Consider the following 18421-nt stretch of genomic DNA (forward strand, 5'->3'; position numbering starts at 1 on the left):
TATAGGATATGTTACAATAGAAGCATACATAAGGAGGCATTTTATGAATATATCAAAAGAAACTATCGAACGTATTACAAGAGAAATGATCAACACTCCCAGTCCGGTCAGCTATTATGAGGAAATCCACCCTTTATTAGAAAAAACCGCTGCCGAATTTGGCTACACGCTTACCTACGATCGTAAGCGCACAGCTTACCTTTCCCTAACTGGAGAAAACCCATCAAAGACCATTTGTGTCGGTGCTCATTTGGATACCATCGGTTTAATGGTTCGTCATATTTGCTCAGACGGTACACTTGAAGTTAGAAATTTAGGCGGCATCAATTATAACAATGTAGATGGCTGCTGTGTAAACATTCACACACGTGAAAATAAAGTGTACAGCGGACTGCTTGTATGTAAAGCTCACTCCACACATGTCTTTGACGATGCCCGCAGCATGCCACGTGAAGAAAAAAATATGATGGTTGTTTTAGATGCACCGGTTTATAGTGCACAACAGGTACGTGAGCTTGGCATTGAGCATGGAGATATCGTTTCCATTGAGCCGAATTATCACTTTACCTCTTCCGGATATATCAAATCCCGTTTTATTGATGATAAAGCGGCTATCGGTGCTGTTTTTGCGGTTTTAGAAGCACTGCAAAAAGAGCATAAAAAGCCTCGCTATAATACGCTGTTTGCCTTTCCGCTTTATGAAGAAATCGGTCATGGTGGTGCATATCTTCCAAGTGAAGTAGAAGAATACGTTGCTTTAGATATCGGTTTAATTGGTCCCGATCATACCGGCAGCGAATGTAAGGTAAGTATTTGTGCGAAGGACAACTATACTCCTTATGATCGTGCATTGACCGGTAAGCTTATTCGTTTAGCAAAAGAGCACGACATCAATTATAGCGTTGATGTATTTTATCATTATGGAACCGATGCCAGTGCTGCTGTGCGTGCCGGAAACAATGTCTATGCTGCGGCCTTTGGTATGGGTTGCTTTTCCTCTCATGGAATGGAGCGCTGCCATATTCAAGCCGTAGAAGAAACCGCTAAGCTGCTCTACGCATATCTAACAAACGACTAGGTCTACAAAGCAGTCCGAGAAGCGGACTGCTTTTTTATCTATTGCTTCTTTTACCTGCTTTTTCGCCTTTTTTAAATTCTCGATAAAGCTTCATAAATGCTCTTTTTTCGATTCTTGAAACATAGGAGCGAGAAATATGCAGCTGTTTGGCAATTTCACGTTGGGTTGCTTCTTTCTGTCCGAATAAGCCAAAGCGCTTGGTGATGATTTCCAATTCCCGTGCATCTAAAACATGCATATATTGCTTTAGCTTAACAATGTTATCTGCAACTAGCATATCATCAATGATACTGGTATCACAGGGAGATGCAATTGCATCAATAAGCATAATTTCACTGCCGTCCTTATCTGTTGCAATCGGTTCATTCAAAGACACATTTTGAAAATAATTTTTAGAGCTGCGCAAATACATCAAGATTTCATTTTCAATACACTTCGAAGCATACGTTGTCAGCTTGTGTCCCTTCTCCGGCTTAAAGGAATCAACCGCTTTAATCAACCCTATCGTTCCGATGCTGATAAGATCTTCGGTGGCCTCCTTTTTAAAATCATACTTTTTCACGATATGTGCAACCAAACGCAAGTTATGCTCAATCAGCTTATCACGTGCCGTTTGATTCCCTTTTGCTAAAGCGGCAATATATTTGGTTTCACTTTCTTTATCTAAGGGCTGAGCAAATGTATTGTTATGAACATAACCAACATAGCCCAATGCATTCGACAAGATTTCAAACAATGTGCTAAACATCTTCATCACCTATTTTACTATATGAAGCCGCTTGTCGATTTATGCAAAAAAAGAGTGATGCAAACATCACTCACAGAAAGGACTTATAATAAATTTTAAAGTTCATGTGCTCATTGATTTTCTCAAGTGCAATCATAAAACCATCTTTATCGAATACGGCAATATCAATATAAGAATAATACTCTCCGACAGCTCCGCCCATCGTTCTGGCAATCGACATCGGATACAACAAATCATTGATTTCCTTTTCTAATTGCTGGCGAACCAACGCCTCTTTTTCATCTTCATACAGCACCTCATAATATAAGAAGCCATACTCCCCGCCTAAAGCAAGAAAATCGCGACACATACCGTCCTCTTTACGCATCAGCTCCTCTTGCAAAGGTGCATTGGTTGTTACAATAAGCTTACGATCATTACGCAGGGTTTCACTTACCGGCTTTTCATCTAGCTTATACGCTGTATAGATGGAAAGCGGATCATGGTATTCCACCCAATCCTTATCAATAATAATATCACAAATATCTTCATATAAATTCGGAAGCAAGCAGACGTTTTCTTCATCGCATGGTGCATCAAGAATATCTACATGTGAAATACGTGCCTCAAATTCCAATTCACCGATAAATAATTCCAACATATATGCGACAATACTTTCTTTTCGCTCCTGTGCCAATTCCTTTAATCCCTCACAATATACCTTTAAAGACAAAGTTCCAAGTGCGTCCTCAATCGTATAGTACACTTTAAAATCCGCACCGGTATAAGATTTTCCCTGAATATCCAAAACCGTATGCATCGCCTTGTCAGAGAGGGGCTGACGATAGCTGTTGATGATCCAATCCTCCGCAAGCTCCTTAGGCGCATCTTTTTTTAATAATGCGGCACATAGCTGCGCTGTCTTATTACCGGCAGTATCAAAGGTCATTTCATAAAAGCCGGTATCGCTCATTTCAATTTCCATTCCACACGCACATACCGTTTTCAGTTTTTCATTTAAATCCTTTAAAATATGAGAGTATTCGGCAATGTTTTCTTCCTTCATCGCCTTCTGTAAATCCGCTTTTACAAGCATAAAGGATTTCCAAAAGTTTTGTATTCGATGTTTACTGTTCATATAATCTACCTCAATTCCATTGGTAAGTATTATACCATAAGAATACCGGTATGGCTACTTAGTTAGCCACAAGACGCTCCTTAAGCTTCCATAAAATTTTCTTTTCCAAACGAGAAACCTGCACCTGCGAAATATGCAAACGCTTGGCAATATCTTCCTGTTTCATATTTAAATCATAACGATAATGCAGAATCAGCTGTTCTCTTTGTTCAAGGCGTGCAAATTCTTTGCGCAAAGAGAGCTTCATTACGATATCGGTTTGCTTGGGATCCTCCACTCGATCCTCTAGTACAATCGCAGAACCATCATTTTCATAAATCGGCTCATCTAAAGAATACATAAATTGGTTGGCTTCAAACGCTAAAATAACCTCTCCTACTTCGATATTCATCGCCTGTGCAATCTGTGCATACGTTGGCTCCTTACCAAGTGTTTGGGTTAATTGTTCTTTTATCTTCAGCATTTGCAAATATCCTTCTTTTAAAGAGCGTGAAATTCGTATGCTTCCATCATCACGAAAAAAGCGCTTGATTTCCCCCATAATGATCGGTACGGCATACGTTGAGAATTTCACCTCATAGGCAGCATCGAAATTATGAATGGCTTTCATCAACCCGATACAGCCGATTTGAAAGAGATCCTCCTGCGAAATACGACGATTGTGAAATCGTTTGACAATCGCATAAACAAGCGGTTGATTCGCCTCTACGAATTGCTCAAGTGCTTCCTCATCACCATAGCGAATAGCCGCCAACAGGGCTTCATTGCTTTGCTGGTTCATGTCGTATCAGCTTCGTTATTTTCACACAGGTTCCTCCCTGTGGCTTCGATAGCACTTGAAATTCATCGGAAAAAGCTTGCATGATTGTCATTCCCATACCACTTCGCTCCAAATGTTCCTTGCTTGTATATAATGGCTTCATCGCCTGTTCGATGTCCTCAATACCACAGCCTTGATCTTCGATTTTCATATAAATACATGTATCATCATAAGCAACTGATACATTGATTGTTCCAATAGTATTTTCATAGCCATGTATCATCGCATTAACAACTGCTTCCGCAAGCATCGTTTTCACTTCCATAAGGGCTTCCTGTGTTAAGTTCAAAGGCATCAAAAAGGCAACGACACTTGTTCTCGCAAAGGCTTCGTTTTCCAATCTGCTAAGAAAAGACAGTTTCATTTCATTCATACGTTTACCTCATTTCTTTCCAATTCGATAATTTGAAAAATACCGGACATTTGAAACAATCGTTCATTAGCTCTTGATAAATTGCATAATGTCAGCTTTGCTTGGAATTTGGAAAGCTGCTTATAACGTGCCAAAACAAAGCCGATACCGGTGCTGTCTACGAAGCTGACAGCTTGAAAATCCATTTTGACTTGCTTTGGCTGATATTTCTCAATCAGCTGAATACATTGCTCCTTCATTCTGCTTACGTGCAGATGATCTAAGTCGCCAGAAAAATAAAAATATAAAATTCCATCTTGATATGTATATGTCATAGCTTCTACCTCCACCCGACCATCTTAGCACGATCCTCTTTGCTTTTGGGAATATCTGACAAAGCTTATCAAAAGCCGACAAAAAAAGATGAAAGCCGCTTTATGCACTCTCATCTTCCTTTTGTTCAAGCTCTGTAAGTTCACTACCATATTCACATTTCAGCAAATCCTCATCATAGCCTGCATATAGATCACTATCATGAGCAACCTTGGCAAGTGCATAAAGAAAACTAACAACACTAATAAGCAGCAACGCTACGACAAACACGATCCAAAATATCATCATTTCACCAACCTTTAGATTAGCTATATCCCAAAACAGCAGATCTATACATTAAGCAATTATCTTTCGCATTGTTTTTAAAAGAATATCAGAAAAATCCAATGGCAAAACTGTACGATTCACACCGATTGGTGCCTCCATATAATAACCATCACTCATTTCAATCCGTACAGTTCCGATTTTCTCATTTTTCTGGTATGGCAGTTTTTTCTTCGTAATCGTTATTTCTTTATGCTTCTCTTTGGGTTCCTTGCCCTTTTCAAAAACATAGGAAATATCCTCTAAAGCTACAATATCGGCTTGCTTCGGCTTTCCGTTTTCAAAACTCAGTGTATCCAATCGTGTTCCCTTGGCATACAGTAATCCTTGTGCATATTGTGCAAATCCATACTCCAATAGTCCGGAAGCAATCGCATTTCGTGCTTTGGCATTGCTTGCGCCCATAACTACTGCAATCAAACGTAGTTCCTTACGCTTTGCACTTACCGTTATACAAGATAAAGCTTCCTTCGTAAAACCGGTCTTTAAGCCATCGACACCCTCTACCTGCTTCAAAAGCTTATTCGTATTTACTAACCAAAACTTCTTATCACTATCTTCTCGAATATATGCATCATAGGTCGAGGTAATTTTTAAAAGCTCCTCTCCTCCTTCCTTTAACAATGCCTGTCCTAACAATGCCATATCCTTGGCAGTTGTATAATGCTTATCATCATGCAAGCCGGTAGCATTCATAAAATGTGTATTGTTCATACCTAATTCCTTTGCCTTACGATTCATCTTATTTACGAAAGCCTCATGACTACCGGCTAGATGCTCACCCATCGCAACCATCGCATCGTTTGCCGAAGCAATGCAAATCGACTTGATCATATCTTCTGCCGATAAGGTTTCCTGTGGCTCTAAAAACACCTGACTGCCCCCCATACTTGCCGCAAATTCACTTGTTGTAACCATATCATCTAATTGTAGTTGTCCATCATGCAAAGCTTCGTAAATCAACAAAAGTCCCATCATTTTCGTCATACTTGCCGGATACAGACGTTTATTCTCATGCTCCGCATAAATGACCTTTCCACTTGTGTATTCCATAAGATATACACTTTTCGCATCACCCTTTAAACCAACATCACTTACCTCTTTTCTCGCTGTTATCGGAAGCAAGGACGCAGACAAACATAAAACGACCAAAGCAAGTTTCATTATTCTTTTTTTCATCGTATCTACCTCGCTAAAGTATATGTCAAAGTATAATTGCTTATGCAGAAAGTGATGATAAACAAAAAGCCAGCACATCACGTACTGACTTCTTTCTTTACTTTGTTTTCCTTTTGCATAGAATCAAAACAACACTCAATAATACGGATACAAATAAGGCAATTTTTTATATACTCTCCTCTTTTTCTATTTCCTTTGTACTTGATTCATATTCGATCCCTTCCGGATACTCGATTTCCTTTTGTTGCCCTTTTCGCTGTGCATACACTACATAGCGATGACTATTGATGGCATACGGGTGGCAGCTAAACAGAGTAACCATATCCTGCTTGGGAATAATCTTTATTGCTTCAATGTCATTAGGATCAATCACAATTTTATGGGTTACTACATACGTCAAAGTTTCCCATGGATTGATCACCTCGATTTCATCTCCCTTTTCCAGCTTCTCGATATGCTTAAACAGCTGTTCTCCATTGGTTCCCCCACGATGCCCTGCTATGACACAATTCGTATTCTCTCCCCCAATCGGTGCACTTGTTTGTGAAAGCACTGCCACTCCCTTATTCAGGTTTTCATAGCTTGCGCCCATATAAAGCGGTACCTTCAGCCCTAACTTATCAATCTTTACATAACCAATGCGATGATCCTTAAACTGTGTAAATGTAAACGGATTTTGTGAATAGCTGAATGCATCAACCAATCCGCTTTGCTTTTGTTTATAAATCGTTTCATTATACACCTTCATCTCCTCATACAAAGCATCTGTCTGTAAGCTATCTTTCTTTTCATTGAAGCTTGCAATTTCCGCTTGCATGGCTTGCCTAGCCGCATACTGCTTCACAAAGGGATACAACTGAATACCGATTCCAAGCATACACAAGCATATCACCAAACGATACCCCCATTTATTCATGATGTGCTCTCCTTCTTTTTCATAAAACAAAAACGATCACAGGAACAGCCACTACCGCCAATATAAGCAAGTAATGCTCCTGTTGCTTATCACTCACTTCTTCCGGTGCTTTATTAGGTTCGCTCTCCTCTTACCAATAAACGATGGGTATTGACCCCATAGGTCGTATAGGTCATCAAGGTAATCCAATCCTTATCAGCTTCCGTTTGTAAATAAAGTGAAATTTCATCAGGTAAAATAATATCAATCTGATCTACTTTATAAGCGTATATTTCATCTAACACATGAATATAAAACAAATCCCCTTTTTTCCAGTGTAAGATTATATTTATATTTTACGCCCATTCACAAAATATTTCCATTTTTTGTACATCAAAATAAAAAAAACAGGCAATCCTGTTTCCTCAATGTGTAAACATATCATCAAAATCCTTTAGCTTCATCTTAGAGCCGAGAATAATTGCCTGCATGGATAAGAAGGCAACAACCTCTCCGACTGTAAGTTCATTGATATCTGCAAGAGCCTGTGCAATACTGCTAGGCTTCTTATGCTTCCATTTATCTTGTAGCATGCTTTCCACATGCTCGTATGTTAAAGATGACAATTCACGCTTTAATTCATTGACCTTTAAGGCAATTGCCAGATGAACGTATTTTTCATCAAATTCACCTGCATTACACATACCTTCATCACCACTTTCATAGAAAGTATTATAGCATGTTTCGTAATATTTGCACGATGTAAATGATGTTACTTTTATTTACATATACTTACATTAAGCGCAGATAAAGCCATAGGCATAATTTGAAAGGTGAAGAGGAATGAAAAAAACAATTTTACGTTCTACATTGCTGTTGATTATCTTTTCTGTGGTTTCTAAGGTTCTTTCTTTTCTTGTACGAATTCTTTTAGCAAGAACCTTGAGTGAAGCTGCAATGAGCTATTATACCCTAGCATCGCCAACCATGGTGTTCATTATTACTTTAGCGCAAATGGGAATTCCAAGCGCCTTGTCCAAGGTCATTGCACAAAGTTCACAACCGAAAAAGCCTATCAAAGCAGCTATTCTTTTATCCATTGCTAACAATCTTATCATAAGTTTGGCATTTCTTTTTGTACTTCCTATCATGGCACATCTTGTTTTGCGACAAGATGCAATTTTACCGGTACTCCATGCGATTTTAATGTTAATTCCCTGTGTAACCTGTAGTGGTCTTTTAAAAGGATATTTATATGGCATGCAATACCATCATCAAGCAACCGCTTCTTCCATTTATGAGGAAGCCAGTCGAATCGCATTTTTAATGATTGCTTTTCATCTGCTTCCGCAGCTGCATGCAGTACAAATGGCACAGCTTGCCATGCTTTCCATCAGTGTCGGAGAAATTGCCAGCTCCCTCTATATGTTTTGTGTTTTATTACGAAAGAAAAAGTTATCTCTGCATGTACCAAAGCTTTTTTCGCAACTGAATCGTCAGGCTTTTGATGAGGTGCTTTCCGTATCTATTCCAATGACGGGAAGTCGTTTCATTGGCTCTTTAACTTATTTCCTTGAGCCAATCGTTATGATGGCTGGAGTTAGTGCAGCTGATTCCTTAGGAATGATGCAAGCCTATGGACAGCTCCATGGCTATGTATTACCAATCATTACCATGCCTTCCTTTATTACCGTTACCCTCAGCAATGTTCTTTTACCAAGCTTTACGTATCATTATGCACGTGGCAATCAAGCCAAAGCAAGAAAGCTGTTTGATACCATATTAGGCTGTTGTTTCTTTATCGGACTTAGCTGCAGTCTTGTTTGTTATGTATATAGTGAAGAAATCTTGCAACTGTTTTATCATAGCTCAAATGGGGCATTGCTCTTGCGACAATTAGCATGGCCTTTTGCACTTTATTCTCTGCAAGCTCCGCTTTCCAGTGTTTTACATGCCCTATCACTTAGCAAAAAATCGGTTCTCGATACCTTTTTAGGCTCTTTCATGCGTATATTATGTATCTTCTTATTATCTCCCTTATTAAAGGAAAAAGCGCTCATGTTAGGCATTGTCGGCGGTATGCTGATCACAACGATTTCCCACGCGATTCGCTTAACACTTGCCTTTAGGCATGATGAGAAAAAAACGCATTTCTTGTCGATGTTTCCTTCTTAATAACAAAAAGACCGTTTTTTTGCAGCATACACAAGAAAACATCTTCGCTTCTTTCTACCCCTTCTTTATGTAAGGCAGCTAATAACCATGCTACATCTTGATGCAGATCATCTAAAACACTTTGATTGATAATACCATCGCTAATCAGCGGCTCCGGGTGTCTTACCTTACATTGCTCCTTTTTTAAGATACTTAACTGTCCATTGGTTTCCAAGACTGCAAAAGCAACCTCGTCCGGTGAACAAATATCCCGATTGCGTATCTGCATCATAAGATCATCAATATTATAGCGTTCCTTTTTCATGACTGCTTGATTGATATGTCCGTTATGAATAATAATAACCGGCTTGCCTTCAAAGATCTCCCTTGTTTTTTTACTTTTCAACAAGCACCAAGAAAGCACGATCTGCAACAAAGAGAGCGTAAAAATAGGAACCATGGAGCGCAAAATACTTTTATCGGTTTCGGTTATGGAAAGTGCCAATAGCTCACTCATAACCAAATAAATGACAATATCAAATACGGAAAGCTCTCCAACCTCTCGCTTTCCCATTAACCGCAAAGCAAAAATAATGACAAAATATACAACAAAACATTTTCCCATTAACGTGATATACGTAGCCATTCCACCAATCCTCCTACTTAACATATCCATTTGAACAGCTGCATACAATACATTGAGGTGATTTTCTTGAAAAACAAGCTTTCATGCTATATGTATTCATTTGCAGCACTGCTCATAAGCTCCTTATTATTTTCGCTCCTATTTTCCACTTTATACTATTTTGCTATCATTTCCACTGCTTTTTTCCAACAGCTTTGTACCATTGGCGGTTTTCTATGTTTTGCCATCAGTGGCGCTGTATTTGCACTATATATTGAAAAAAAAGCGCTGTTACACGCTTTCGTTATGGTTCTATTTCTCGCGATCCCGACTTTGTTTATTACTGTCGGTAAACCACTTAACTATCTGATAGTGTTTGCTAAGCTTTTAACCTATATCGTTGTTTGTATGATCGTTTACACCAAACGCAAAAAAGTTTAGGCTTCTTTAAATAAGCCTTCTCTTAAGTCATAGCCTAAATGTGCATAGGCTTTTTCTGTTACAATACGTCCTCTTGGAGTACGATTGATAAATCCGATCTGTAAAAGATATGGTTCATAGACGTCCTCCAAGGTCATCGTTTCTTCCCCAATACTGCTGGCAAGGGCTTCTAAACCTACCGGACCTCCCTTAAAGCGCTCGATAATGCCTTTTAAATATTTATGATCGACATTATCCAAGCCCAAATGATCGACCTTCAAGCGATCCAGTGCCATAGCAGCAATTTCCTTCGATATAACACCATCATTCATGACCTGTGCAAAATCACGGACACGACGAAATAAGCGATTGGCAATACGCGGTGTGCCACGCGAACGTAAGGCTATTTCTGTAACAGCACTGCTTTCGATTTCGGTATTCATCACACGTGCCGTTCGTGCAATGATTTGTTGAAGCTCCTCCAGCTCATAAAATTCCAACTGTGAAACAATTCCGAAACGATCACGTAGCGGTGCTGTTAAATCTCCCGCACGTGTCGTTGCACCGACTAAGGTAAACGGTGGCAAATCTAAGCGAATGGAGCGTGTTGTGGTACTATCCTTACCTACTAAAATATCAATGCAGTAATCCTCCATCGCCGGATATAGAACTTCTTCAACCTGCTTAGGCAAGCGATGAATCTCATCAATAAAAAGCACATCTCCCGGTTGTAAGGTGGATAATATCGCTGCCAAATCTCCGCTTTTTTCAATCGAAGGTCCGCTTGTTGTCTTAATATTACCTCCCATTTCATTGGCTAAAATATAAGATAGGGTCGTTTTTCCCAAGCCCGGTGGTCCATACAACAAGACATGATCCAAAGCCTCATTGCGTTGCTTCGCCGCCTCAATAAAGATTTGCAGGTTTTCTTTTAGCTGTCGCTGTCCGATATATTCATCAAGATGCTGCGGACGAAGGGTTGCTTCATCATCTAATGCCTGTGTATCTGCGGATACAATTCGTTCCATGTGTTATACCCCTTTTCTTTTCGCTAGAATACTAAGTGCTTTACGAATATACTGATCGCTGGTCGCAAAGCTTTCCTCACTCAGCTCTTTTTTTATACTGTTGATTTCAGCGTTTTTATACCCTAAAGCCTTCAATGCCTCAATGGCATCTACAAGTTCAGCGTTTTCCTTCACTTGTATTTCACTTACTTCCTCTACCAGTTTCCCCTTTAGATCCAATACAATCTGGCTGGCACTCTTCGCCCCGATACCCGGTAAACTTTTCAACAGCTTCACATCATTATGTTCAATTGCTTCAATCATTTGCTTTACCGGACAAACGGCAAGCATCGCAAGCGCGGTTTTCGGTCCTACGCCTTTTACACTAATAAGCTGTAAAAAAAGATCATGCTCCTCCATGGTTGTAAAGCCAAACAAGGTAATGGCATCTTCCCGGACATGCTGATACGTATATAAAATAACTTCGCTGTTCAAGCGTACGCTCTGGGGGTTGCTGATATAAATGCGATAACCAATCCCATTGTTTTCTATAATCAATGAATCATTGCTATAGCTATGAATGATTCCCTTAATAAATGCTATCATACTTTATCACCTTATTTATTTTATCATACTCTTGCGCCACAAGAAAGAAACACCTGCACATATTCCAAAATAGAACATATACAGGCTTTATGATTTTATCTGAAATACAAAGAAAGAAAAGAACTATACGCAATACTTAAACATACCCATGTAAATGATGTGTCTTTCTTATAAATCTTTAAAACTCAAGGATACCGGACAGTGATCACTGCCATAAATATCGGTATGAATTTGCGCTTCCTCAATACGCTCCTTCGCATCTTCACTTACTAAAAAATAATCAATTCGCCAACCGGCATTTTTCTCTCGGGCAGAAAAACGATAGCTCCACCAAGAATATACATTTTCTTTATCCGGATATAAGTAACGATAGCTATCTACAAATCCACTTGATAATAAGGTCGTCATCTTTTCACGTTCCTCATCGGTAAAGCCGGCATTGCGGCGATTGGTTTTCGGATTTTTCAAGTCTATCTCTTGGTGGGCAACATTAAGATCACCGCAAACCACGACGCTCTTGCTTTCCTTTAAACGCTGTAAATAGGCACGAAAAGCATCTTCCCACTGCATACGATAATCTAGCCTTAACAATCCATCTTTGGAATTTGGCGTATATACACAAACCAAATAAAAGGTATCATATTCACAGGTAATTACCCTTCCTTCATGATCATGCTCATCAATTCCCAATCCATAGCTTACCGAAAGCGGTTCTTTTTTAGAAAATACCATAACCCCGCTATATCCTTTTTTATCGGCACTGTTCATATATTGTACATAGCCATCTGTTTCTATTTCCAACTGCCCGGGCTGCATTTTGGTTTCTTGAATACAAAAGATATCCGCATCAATCGCTTGAAAGAAATCCATAAATCCTTTTTTCATACAGGCACGAATGCCATTTACATTCCATGATACCAGCTTCATACTACTACCTCCAAATATCTAGCTATATCATACGCAAAAAAAGCATAAAATACCAGTTAAATACAACTTGAATTTCCTGTTGAACAATAAAAAAGATTTCTACACGAGAAATCTTAATCAATAAATTCAAATTCAATATCGCAGATACAAACGATATCGCCATCTTGACAGCCTGCATTTCGCAAGGCTTCATCAATGCCCATCTTACGCATCTTGCGTGCAAAGCGCATGAAATCCTCTTCATTATTCAGTTTGCTCATCTTAAAGGAACGCTCCAATTCCTCACCGACCAGCTCCCATTGCCCATTTCCGAGATTACGAACCTCAAAGGCAGGTGCTTCCGGTTCAAATTTATACAAGACACCCTCTGCTTGAGCATCGACTTCCTCATCATTGTAAAGTGGGAACTGTGGTGTTGTTTCCAATAAGTCAGCAGCACGATAAAGTACCGGCTCAAGTCCCTCTGCAATAATTGTCGTCGTTTCAAATACCTCAACATCAGGATAGACTTCCTTAAAACGCTTTAGATTTTCTTCCGCATGCTCAAGATCCATTTTATTTGCTAAAACGATCTGCGGACGCTCCATCAAACGATATTCGTAATTTGCAAGTTCTTCATTGATAATGCGGTAATCCTCCAATGGATCGCGACCATCATTAGCTCCCATGTCTACAACATGAAGAATGACACGACAGCGTTCGATATGACGTAAAAATTGATGTCCCAAGCCTTTGCCTTGACTGGCACCTTCAATTAAGCCGGGCAAATCTGCCATAACAAAGCTACGCCCATCAGGCACCTGCACCATTCCAAGATTTGGTGCAATGGTCGTAAAATGGTATTCGGCAATTTCAGGACGCGCCTTGCTGACAACGGACAGCAGAGTTGATTTTCCAACCGATGGGAAACCGACAAGTCCGACATCTGCCAAAACCTTTAGTTCTACCTGTATATCGAATTCTTCTCCCGGAGCACCAAGCTCGCTATATTGCGGTGCCGTATTTTTACTTGATTTGAAATGGAAATTACCTCTTCCGCCTTTACCACCGCGTGCAATGATTTCTTTTTGCCCATGACGTGTCAAATCCGCAATCATACGACCGGTCTTGGCATCTTTTACAATCGTTCCTTGCGGAACCTTCACAATCATATCATTCCCACTGGCACCATGCATCTTCTTCGTTTTTCCATTGCCGCCGTTTTCCGCAAGCACCTTCTTTTGATAACGTAAATCTAACAGTGTTGTTCTTCCTTCATCAACCATGAAAACAACATTTCCGCCATTGCCGCCATCACCACCGCTTGGTCCACCGTAGGCAACATATTTTTCACGACGAAATGCAACAATGCCATCGCCGCCTTTTCCTGCTTTTACATGTAGCTTTACACGATCTACAAACATTCTGCCACCTCCTATTCTAAAAATAAAATCCCCTGTCGGGGATTTATGCTTCTACGCCTGAGGATATACAGACACTTTCTTTTTGTCTTTACCTAAACGTTCGAATTTAACGACACCGTTTACCATTGCAAACAAGGTATCATCTCCACCTCTACCAACATTTGTTCCTGGGTGAATTTTTGTACCACGCTGACGATAAATGATAGAACCGGCATGGCAATACTGTCCATCAGCCAATTTTGCTCCTAGACGTTTAGATTCTGAATCACGACCGTTCTTCGTAGAACCTACACCTTTTTTAGACGCAAATAGCTGAATATCTAATACGAATTTCATACTTACACCTCCTGCTCGCTGATTGTTATATAATCCGGATATGCCTCGACCATGGTTTTCAGCTGAATCAGCATAGCCTCCAACAACATTTGAACCCCATGTCCTTCACATATCACTTGAATCCTTGTGTAACCTTCTTTTACTTCTAATTCACAAGCACCGCTTTGCATCAGATCCAAGGCATTCATCATTCCAACAACAATGCTGGACGCTCCTGCACATACAAGATCCTGACCACTCGGTGCATAACCTGCATGATCTTTTACAACTAGCGTCTTGACAAGCTTCTTATCTCGCAAGACCTCTACTTTAATCATATATTAAGCCTCGATTTTTTCGATTGTTAGCTTAGTATATGGCTGACGATGACCCTGCTTACGGTGTGAGCTACCTTTCTTCGCTTTGTATTTGTAAACGATGATTTTCTTAGCTTTTCCCTGCTTTTCAACCTTAGCGCTGACCTTTGCACCAGCTACATAAGGAGTACCGATCTTTGTAGTCTTGTCAGAATAAGCTACTACCTTGTCAAATACAACCGTTTCACCTTCATTTACATCTAACTTTTCTACGAAGATTACAGCACCTTCTTCTACACGGATCTGTTTTCCGCCTGTTTCGATAATTGCGTACATAATCGCACCTCCTTCTATACATTTAAGACTCGCCATCAAAGGTGATGAGAACCTCATACTTATACCTTTTTTGAGCGGTTGTAAATCCAAGAGGACATACAACGTAGTTAGTTTATCATAAAATAGTCGTATTAGCAAATATTTTTTGATTTTTCTATAACGCTTTTCTATTCCCTGTTCGATAACCGAACTGAATTTCGAATGGCTTTAAGCTTCCTCGTCCTCAATCGGTGTCATTTTCTTAACAAGGCATGAGTTTTCCTTATCAATCACACCCTCAATATAAAAGTATTTCCCTCGAACAAGCTTTTCATGATATATCTCATAAATATTCGGCATGCAAACCAAATCAATTTTGCTCGTTTCATCAGCAGAAACAGCAAATGCCATCAACGCTCCGTTTTTGGTACGATGCTGCTTTACCCTTTCAATCATACAAAGGAAACGGACATACCCACGCTGAGCCTTTAATGCGATTAGTGGTGCCAGCTGCGCATTCATTCGCTTACGTAAAAGCTCGATTGGGTGTGAGGATAAATAAAATCCCAAGCACTCCTTTTCTTTTTCTACTAACATGGAACGATGCTCCTTGACACTGATAATTGCCGGCTTGCTGACAAGCTCAAAGGCAAACAAAATCTGATCCGCATCTTCGATCTTCACAAGCTCTCCATAACGCAAGGCATCTTCTAAGGTAGCTATCATACTGCTGCGATTGATATTAAACTCATCTAAAGCACCGGCATAAATCAAAATTTCCATCGTTTTCTTGCCAATATGAATAGCGCTCATACGAGCAACAAAATCGAAATAATCACGAAATTTTCCATGACTGTTTCGTTCCTTTAAAATCTGCGAACAAACAGCATTACCGATTCCCTTGATACCATTCAAAGGAAAGCGTAAAGATCGCTTTTCTATCCGATAGCCGTTACCGGAAAAATTAACACTTGGTAACAAAATCGAAATTCCCCGTTTTTTTGCTTCGAAGATATATTCGCTCGTCTTACTTTCTGAACCAATCATACTATTTAACAGACTAACAAAGAAGTATAAGGGTGCATTGGCTTTTAAATAAGCCATCTGATAGGCAATCATTCCATAGGCAACCGAATGGGAGCGATTAAAGCCATAATTGGCAAACTTCATAATTAACTCATAAACATGAATCGCTAGCTGCTCTTCAAAGCCCTTTTGCTTAGCCCCTTGAATAAAATCATTTTTTAGCCTTGCCAACTCTTCCCCTTTTTTCTTACTGATCGCCTTACGCAGATTATCTGCTTTCCCCAAGGAAAAACCTGCCATAACCTGAGCCACCTGCATGATTTGTTCCTGATAAATCATAATACCATACGTATTTTCTAAGATCGGCTTTAATAATGGGTGAATATAATCTACCTTTTGCGGATTGGCACGACGTTCTAAATATTCCGGAATATTCTCCATCGGACCCGGTCGAAACAATGCCACCGTAGCAACGATATCCTCGAAACAGGTCGGCTTCATTTTACGCAAAAGATTTTTCATTCCTTCACTTTCCAACTGAAAAACTCCAACGGTATCAACCGCCTGAATAAGCGCAAACGTCTTTTTATCATTTAATGGAATATGCATAATATCCAGCTTATTTTCATGATCCCGATTGATAAGGTTTACCACCTCATCAATAATCGTAAGGTTTCTAAGCCCTAAAAAATCCATTTTAATTAAACCAAGTTCCTCCATATAATCCATTGTAAACTGCGTTGCGCTAATACCGGCATCGACATCAATCAAAGGACATACTGAGGAAATCGCATCGTTGCTTAAAACGATCCCCGCCGCATGCAAGGACGCATGACGTGGCAAGCCCTCCAATTGCTTACTAATAGCAAAAAGCTTACGATACAACTGGGAGGAATTGATTTTCTGTTTAAAACGAGCACTGTTTTCATAAGTATAATCCAAGGTTACCTTCGGCATACTGGGAACCATTTTACACAAGCTGTCAATTTCACGCAAAGAAATATTCATTGCTCGTCCTACATCACGAAGTACCTGTTTGGCTGCTAAGGTATTAAAGGTAATGATATGTGATGCACGATGACTACCATACAAACCTTTTACATATTCAATTACTTCATCTCTGCGATTATCCGGAAAATCTGTATCTATATCCGGCATAGATACTCGTTCCGGATTCAAAAAGCGCTCAAACAGCAAATTGTATTGTAGCGGATCAACATGGGTAATGCCAAGACAATAGGAAACAAGTGAGCCCGCAGCACTCCCTCGTCCCGGCCCGATATAAATATTTTGCGATTTTGCAAAGCGAATAAAGTCCCAAACGATCAAAAAATAATCGGCATAATGCATATTGATGATAACGTCTAATTCATATTCCAAGCGTTGCTGATACACCTTTGGGATTGCTTGAAAATGCATACGCTTAGCAAGTCCCTTATGGCATAAATTACGTAAAAATTCTTCACTGGATACCCCATACTTATTTTTGAATTTAGGAAGAATTGCCTGTGGAAACTGCATTTTTACATTGCATTTTGCAGCAATTTCCTCACTTGCAAGCAAATCCTCCTCATCGTATAATTGCGCCATTTCCGCTTGGGAGCGATAATATCGCTTGGGAGAAAAATTCAACATGCGATCATCTACACTTACCTGCTGATGAATAGCACATAAGGTTTTGTAGCTTTCCTCTTCCGCTTCATCTTGAAAATAAATCCGTGATAATGCTACTGTTCGAATCTTCATTTCTTTACATAATGATTTCAGTCGCGGATTTTTACTTTTCAGCAAACCCGAATCATTACGGGCAATCGACACATAAAAATCCGTAAAGCTTTGTGTGCATAGCTGCAGAAGCTTAGATAATAAACCGATTTCCTCTTTCACTAAATATGTTTCCATGATGTTTTGATCACCGTTCGTCAAAACAACACAATCCTTTGTATAAAGACAAAGCTCCTCAAAGCTTACCTGTTTTGCATGCTCACCGGTATTTAAAAGCGTAGACAGCTTCATTAAATCTACATAACCTTGATCATTTTTTGCTAATAAAATAAAGCCCAGACTGTCATTATCATACGCAGCTTCGACTTCCATTCCAAAAATTGGCTTAATATTTTCTTTTATGCAAGCATGATAAAAAGCCATGGCTCCATGCATTACGTTTTTATCTGTCAAAGCAACGCTTTGATAACCATGTTGTTTGGTACAAGCTATAATTTTTGGAATTGTCAAAGTGCTTTGTAATAGGGTATAAGCACTTCGAACATGCAAATGAACACTCATCGCTTCACCTCGCTCTTATTTTACCATAAACTTCATAAGGCATAAAGAAAAGCGTGTAGGAAACCTAAAATTACCAACGTTTCATATTTCTTTCAAATTTCTCTATATAAACTTTTTTTAATTCCTCTGAGGATATATTATTATACCAACAAACGATTACTATAACTGAAAAAA

Annotated in this window: 22 protein-coding genes and 1 other annotated feature; of the genes, 3 read left to right on the top strand and 19 right to left on the bottom strand. The window is 39.4% G+C overall.

Features of this window, described 5'->3' with window-relative positions; genetic code table 11:
• Window positions 1-43 precede the first annotated feature (43 nt).
• A complete protein-coding gene (locus EUBDOL_RS06200) occupies window positions 44-1078 on the top strand; it encodes a M42 family metallopeptidase (protein ID WP_040463296.1) in 1035 nt (344 codons plus the stop codon).
• A 34-nt stretch (window positions 1079-1112) separates the two neighbouring features.
• On the opposite strand, the gene sigK is transcribed toward EUBDOL_RS06200, so the two are convergent.
• From sigK to EUBDOL_RS06250, 10 genes are all read right to left on the bottom strand, one after another.
• Window positions 1113-1826: an RNA polymerase sporulation sigma factor SigK gene (gene sigK / locus EUBDOL_RS06205; RefSeq protein WP_040463298.1), complete on the bottom strand. Its 714-nt coding sequence runs from the start codon at window positions 1824-1826 to the stop codon at window positions 1113-1115.
• A gap of 70 nt (window positions 1827-1896) precedes the next feature.
• Complete coding sequence (locus EUBDOL_RS06210; RefSeq protein WP_004799688.1) at window positions 1897-2943, bottom strand: hypothetical protein; 1047 nt, start codon at window positions 2941-2943, stop codon at window positions 1897-1899.
• A 58-nt stretch (window positions 2944-3001) separates the two neighbouring features.
• A complete protein-coding gene (locus EUBDOL_RS06215; RefSeq protein ID WP_004799690.1) occupies window positions 3002-3724 on the bottom strand; it encodes a SigB/SigF/SigG family RNA polymerase sigma factor in 723 nt (240 codons plus the stop codon).
• A complete protein-coding gene (gene spoIIAB / locus EUBDOL_RS06220) occupies window positions 3705-4136 on the bottom strand; it encodes an anti-sigma F factor (RefSeq protein ID WP_004799692.1) in 432 nt (143 codons plus the stop codon). Before spoIIAB ends, EUBDOL_RS06215 begins: the two co-directional genes overlap by 20 nt.
• Window positions 4133-4450 carry an anti-sigma factor antagonist gene (locus EUBDOL_RS06225; protein ID WP_022419738.1) on the bottom strand — a complete coding sequence of 106 codons (318 nt, stop codon included), beginning with the start codon at window positions 4448-4450 and terminating at the stop codon, window positions 4133-4135. The genes spoIIAB and EUBDOL_RS06225 overlap by 4 nt, the downstream gene beginning before the upstream one ends.
• A gap of 100 nt (window positions 4451-4550) precedes the next feature.
• On the bottom strand, window positions 4551-4736 hold the full coding sequence (locus EUBDOL_RS06230; RefSeq protein ID WP_004799695.1) for a hypothetical protein: 186 nt from the start codon (window positions 4734-4736) through the stop codon (window positions 4551-4553).
• Between the two features lie 48 nt (window positions 4737-4784).
• Window positions 4785-5951 carry a D-alanyl-D-alanine carboxypeptidase family protein gene (locus EUBDOL_RS06235; protein WP_040463303.1) on the bottom strand — a complete coding sequence of 389 codons (1167 nt, stop codon included), beginning with the start codon at window positions 5949-5951 and terminating at the stop codon, window positions 4785-4787.
• A 166-nt stretch (window positions 5952-6117) separates the two neighbouring features.
• Window positions 6118-6867, bottom strand: coding sequence for a class C sortase (locus EUBDOL_RS06240; RefSeq protein ID WP_022419736.1), 750 nt, complete (start codon window positions 6865-6867; stop codon window positions 6118-6120).
• Between the two features lie 113 nt (window positions 6868-6980).
• Window positions 6981-7199, bottom strand: a complete 219-nt coding sequence (locus EUBDOL_RS06245; RefSeq protein ID WP_083781343.1) for a sortase — start codon at window positions 7197-7199, stop codon at window positions 6981-6983.
• 72 nt (window positions 7200-7271) lie between these two features.
• Window positions 7272-7550 (bottom strand): post-transcriptional regulator, encoded by a 279-nt coding sequence (locus EUBDOL_RS06250; protein ID WP_004799701.1) that lies wholly within the window; start codon window positions 7548-7550, stop codon window positions 7272-7274.
• Window positions 7551-7689: 139 nt separating this feature from the next.
• On the opposite strand from EUBDOL_RS06250, the gene EUBDOL_RS06255 reads away from it, so the two are divergent.
• Window positions 7690-9021 carry an oligosaccharide flippase family protein gene (locus EUBDOL_RS06255; RefSeq protein ID WP_004799703.1) on the top strand — a complete coding sequence of 444 codons (1332 nt, stop codon included), beginning with the start codon at window positions 7690-7692 and terminating at the stop codon, window positions 9019-9021.
• Here the strand turns inward: EUBDOL_RS06255 and EUBDOL_RS06260 are convergent.
• Entirely contained in the window at window positions 8972-9646 is a 675-nt protein-coding gene (locus EUBDOL_RS06260) for a DUF421 domain-containing protein (protein WP_040463308.1), read from the bottom strand. The two genes, EUBDOL_RS06255 and EUBDOL_RS06260, sit on opposite strands and share 50 nt — an antisense overlap.
• Window positions 9647-9712: 66 nt before the next feature.
• On the opposite strand from EUBDOL_RS06260, the gene EUBDOL_RS06265 reads away from it, so the two are divergent.
• Window positions 9713-10066: a hypothetical protein gene (locus EUBDOL_RS06265; protein ID WP_050750080.1), complete on the top strand. Its 354-nt coding sequence runs from the start codon at window positions 9713-9715 to the stop codon at window positions 10064-10066.
• Here the strand turns inward: EUBDOL_RS06265 and ruvB are convergent.
• The 8 genes from ruvB to dnaE all read right to left on the bottom strand — a co-directional run bounded on the left by ruvB (window position 10063) and on the right by dnaE (window position 18247).
• A complete protein-coding gene (ruvB, locus tag EUBDOL_RS06270; RefSeq protein WP_004799709.1) occupies window positions 10063-11073 on the bottom strand; it encodes a Holliday junction branch migration DNA helicase RuvB in 1011 nt (336 codons plus the stop codon). The two genes, EUBDOL_RS06265 and ruvB, sit on opposite strands and share 4 nt — an antisense overlap.
• 3 nt (window positions 11074-11076) lie before the next feature.
• Window positions 11077-11658: a Holliday junction branch migration protein RuvA gene (gene ruvA, locus EUBDOL_RS06275; RefSeq protein WP_004799711.1), complete on the bottom strand. Its 582-nt coding sequence runs from the start codon at window positions 11656-11658 to the stop codon at window positions 11077-11079.
• Between the two features lie 168 nt (window positions 11659-11826).
• Entirely contained in the window at window positions 11827-12585 is a 759-nt protein-coding gene (locus EUBDOL_RS06280; RefSeq protein WP_004799714.1) for an exodeoxyribonuclease III, read from the bottom strand.
• A gap of 113 nt (window positions 12586-12698) precedes the next feature.
• Entirely contained in the window at window positions 12699-13988 is a 1290-nt protein-coding gene (obgE, locus tag EUBDOL_RS06285; protein ID WP_004799716.1) for a GTPase ObgE, read from the bottom strand.
• A 51-nt stretch (window positions 13989-14039) separates the two neighbouring features.
• Entirely contained in the window at window positions 14040-14324 is a 285-nt protein-coding gene (rpmA, locus tag EUBDOL_RS06290; RefSeq protein ID WP_004799717.1) for a 50S ribosomal protein L27, read from the bottom strand.
• A gap of 2 nt (window positions 14325-14326) precedes the next feature.
• Window positions 14327-14641: a ribosomal-processing cysteine protease Prp gene (locus EUBDOL_RS06295; protein ID WP_004799719.1), complete on the bottom strand. Its 315-nt coding sequence runs from the start codon at window positions 14639-14641 to the stop codon at window positions 14327-14329.
• Window positions 14642-14644: 3 nt separating this feature from the next.
• Window positions 14645-14956, bottom strand: coding sequence for a 50S ribosomal protein L21 (gene rplU, locus EUBDOL_RS06300; RefSeq protein ID WP_022420507.1), 312 nt, complete (start codon window positions 14954-14956; stop codon window positions 14645-14647).
• A gap of 15 nt (window positions 14957-14971) precedes the next feature.
• Window positions 14972-15046: a sequence feature (ribosomal protein L21 leader region), on the bottom strand.
• Window positions 15047-15163: 117 nt separating this feature from the next.
• The gene (dnaE, locus tag EUBDOL_RS06305; protein WP_004799724.1) at window positions 15164-18247 is read right to left on the bottom strand and encodes a DNA polymerase III subunit alpha; all 3084 of its coding nucleotides are present in this window, start codon (window positions 18245-18247) and stop codon (window positions 15164-15166) included.
• Between the last annotated feature and the right edge of the window lie 174 nt (window positions 18248-18421).

The sequence above is a fragment of the Amedibacillus dolichus DSM 3991 genome (assembly GCF_000154285.1).
Taxonomy (GTDB): Bacteria; Bacillota_I; Bacilli_A; order Erysipelotrichales; family Erysipelotrichaceae; genus Amedibacillus; species Amedibacillus dolichus.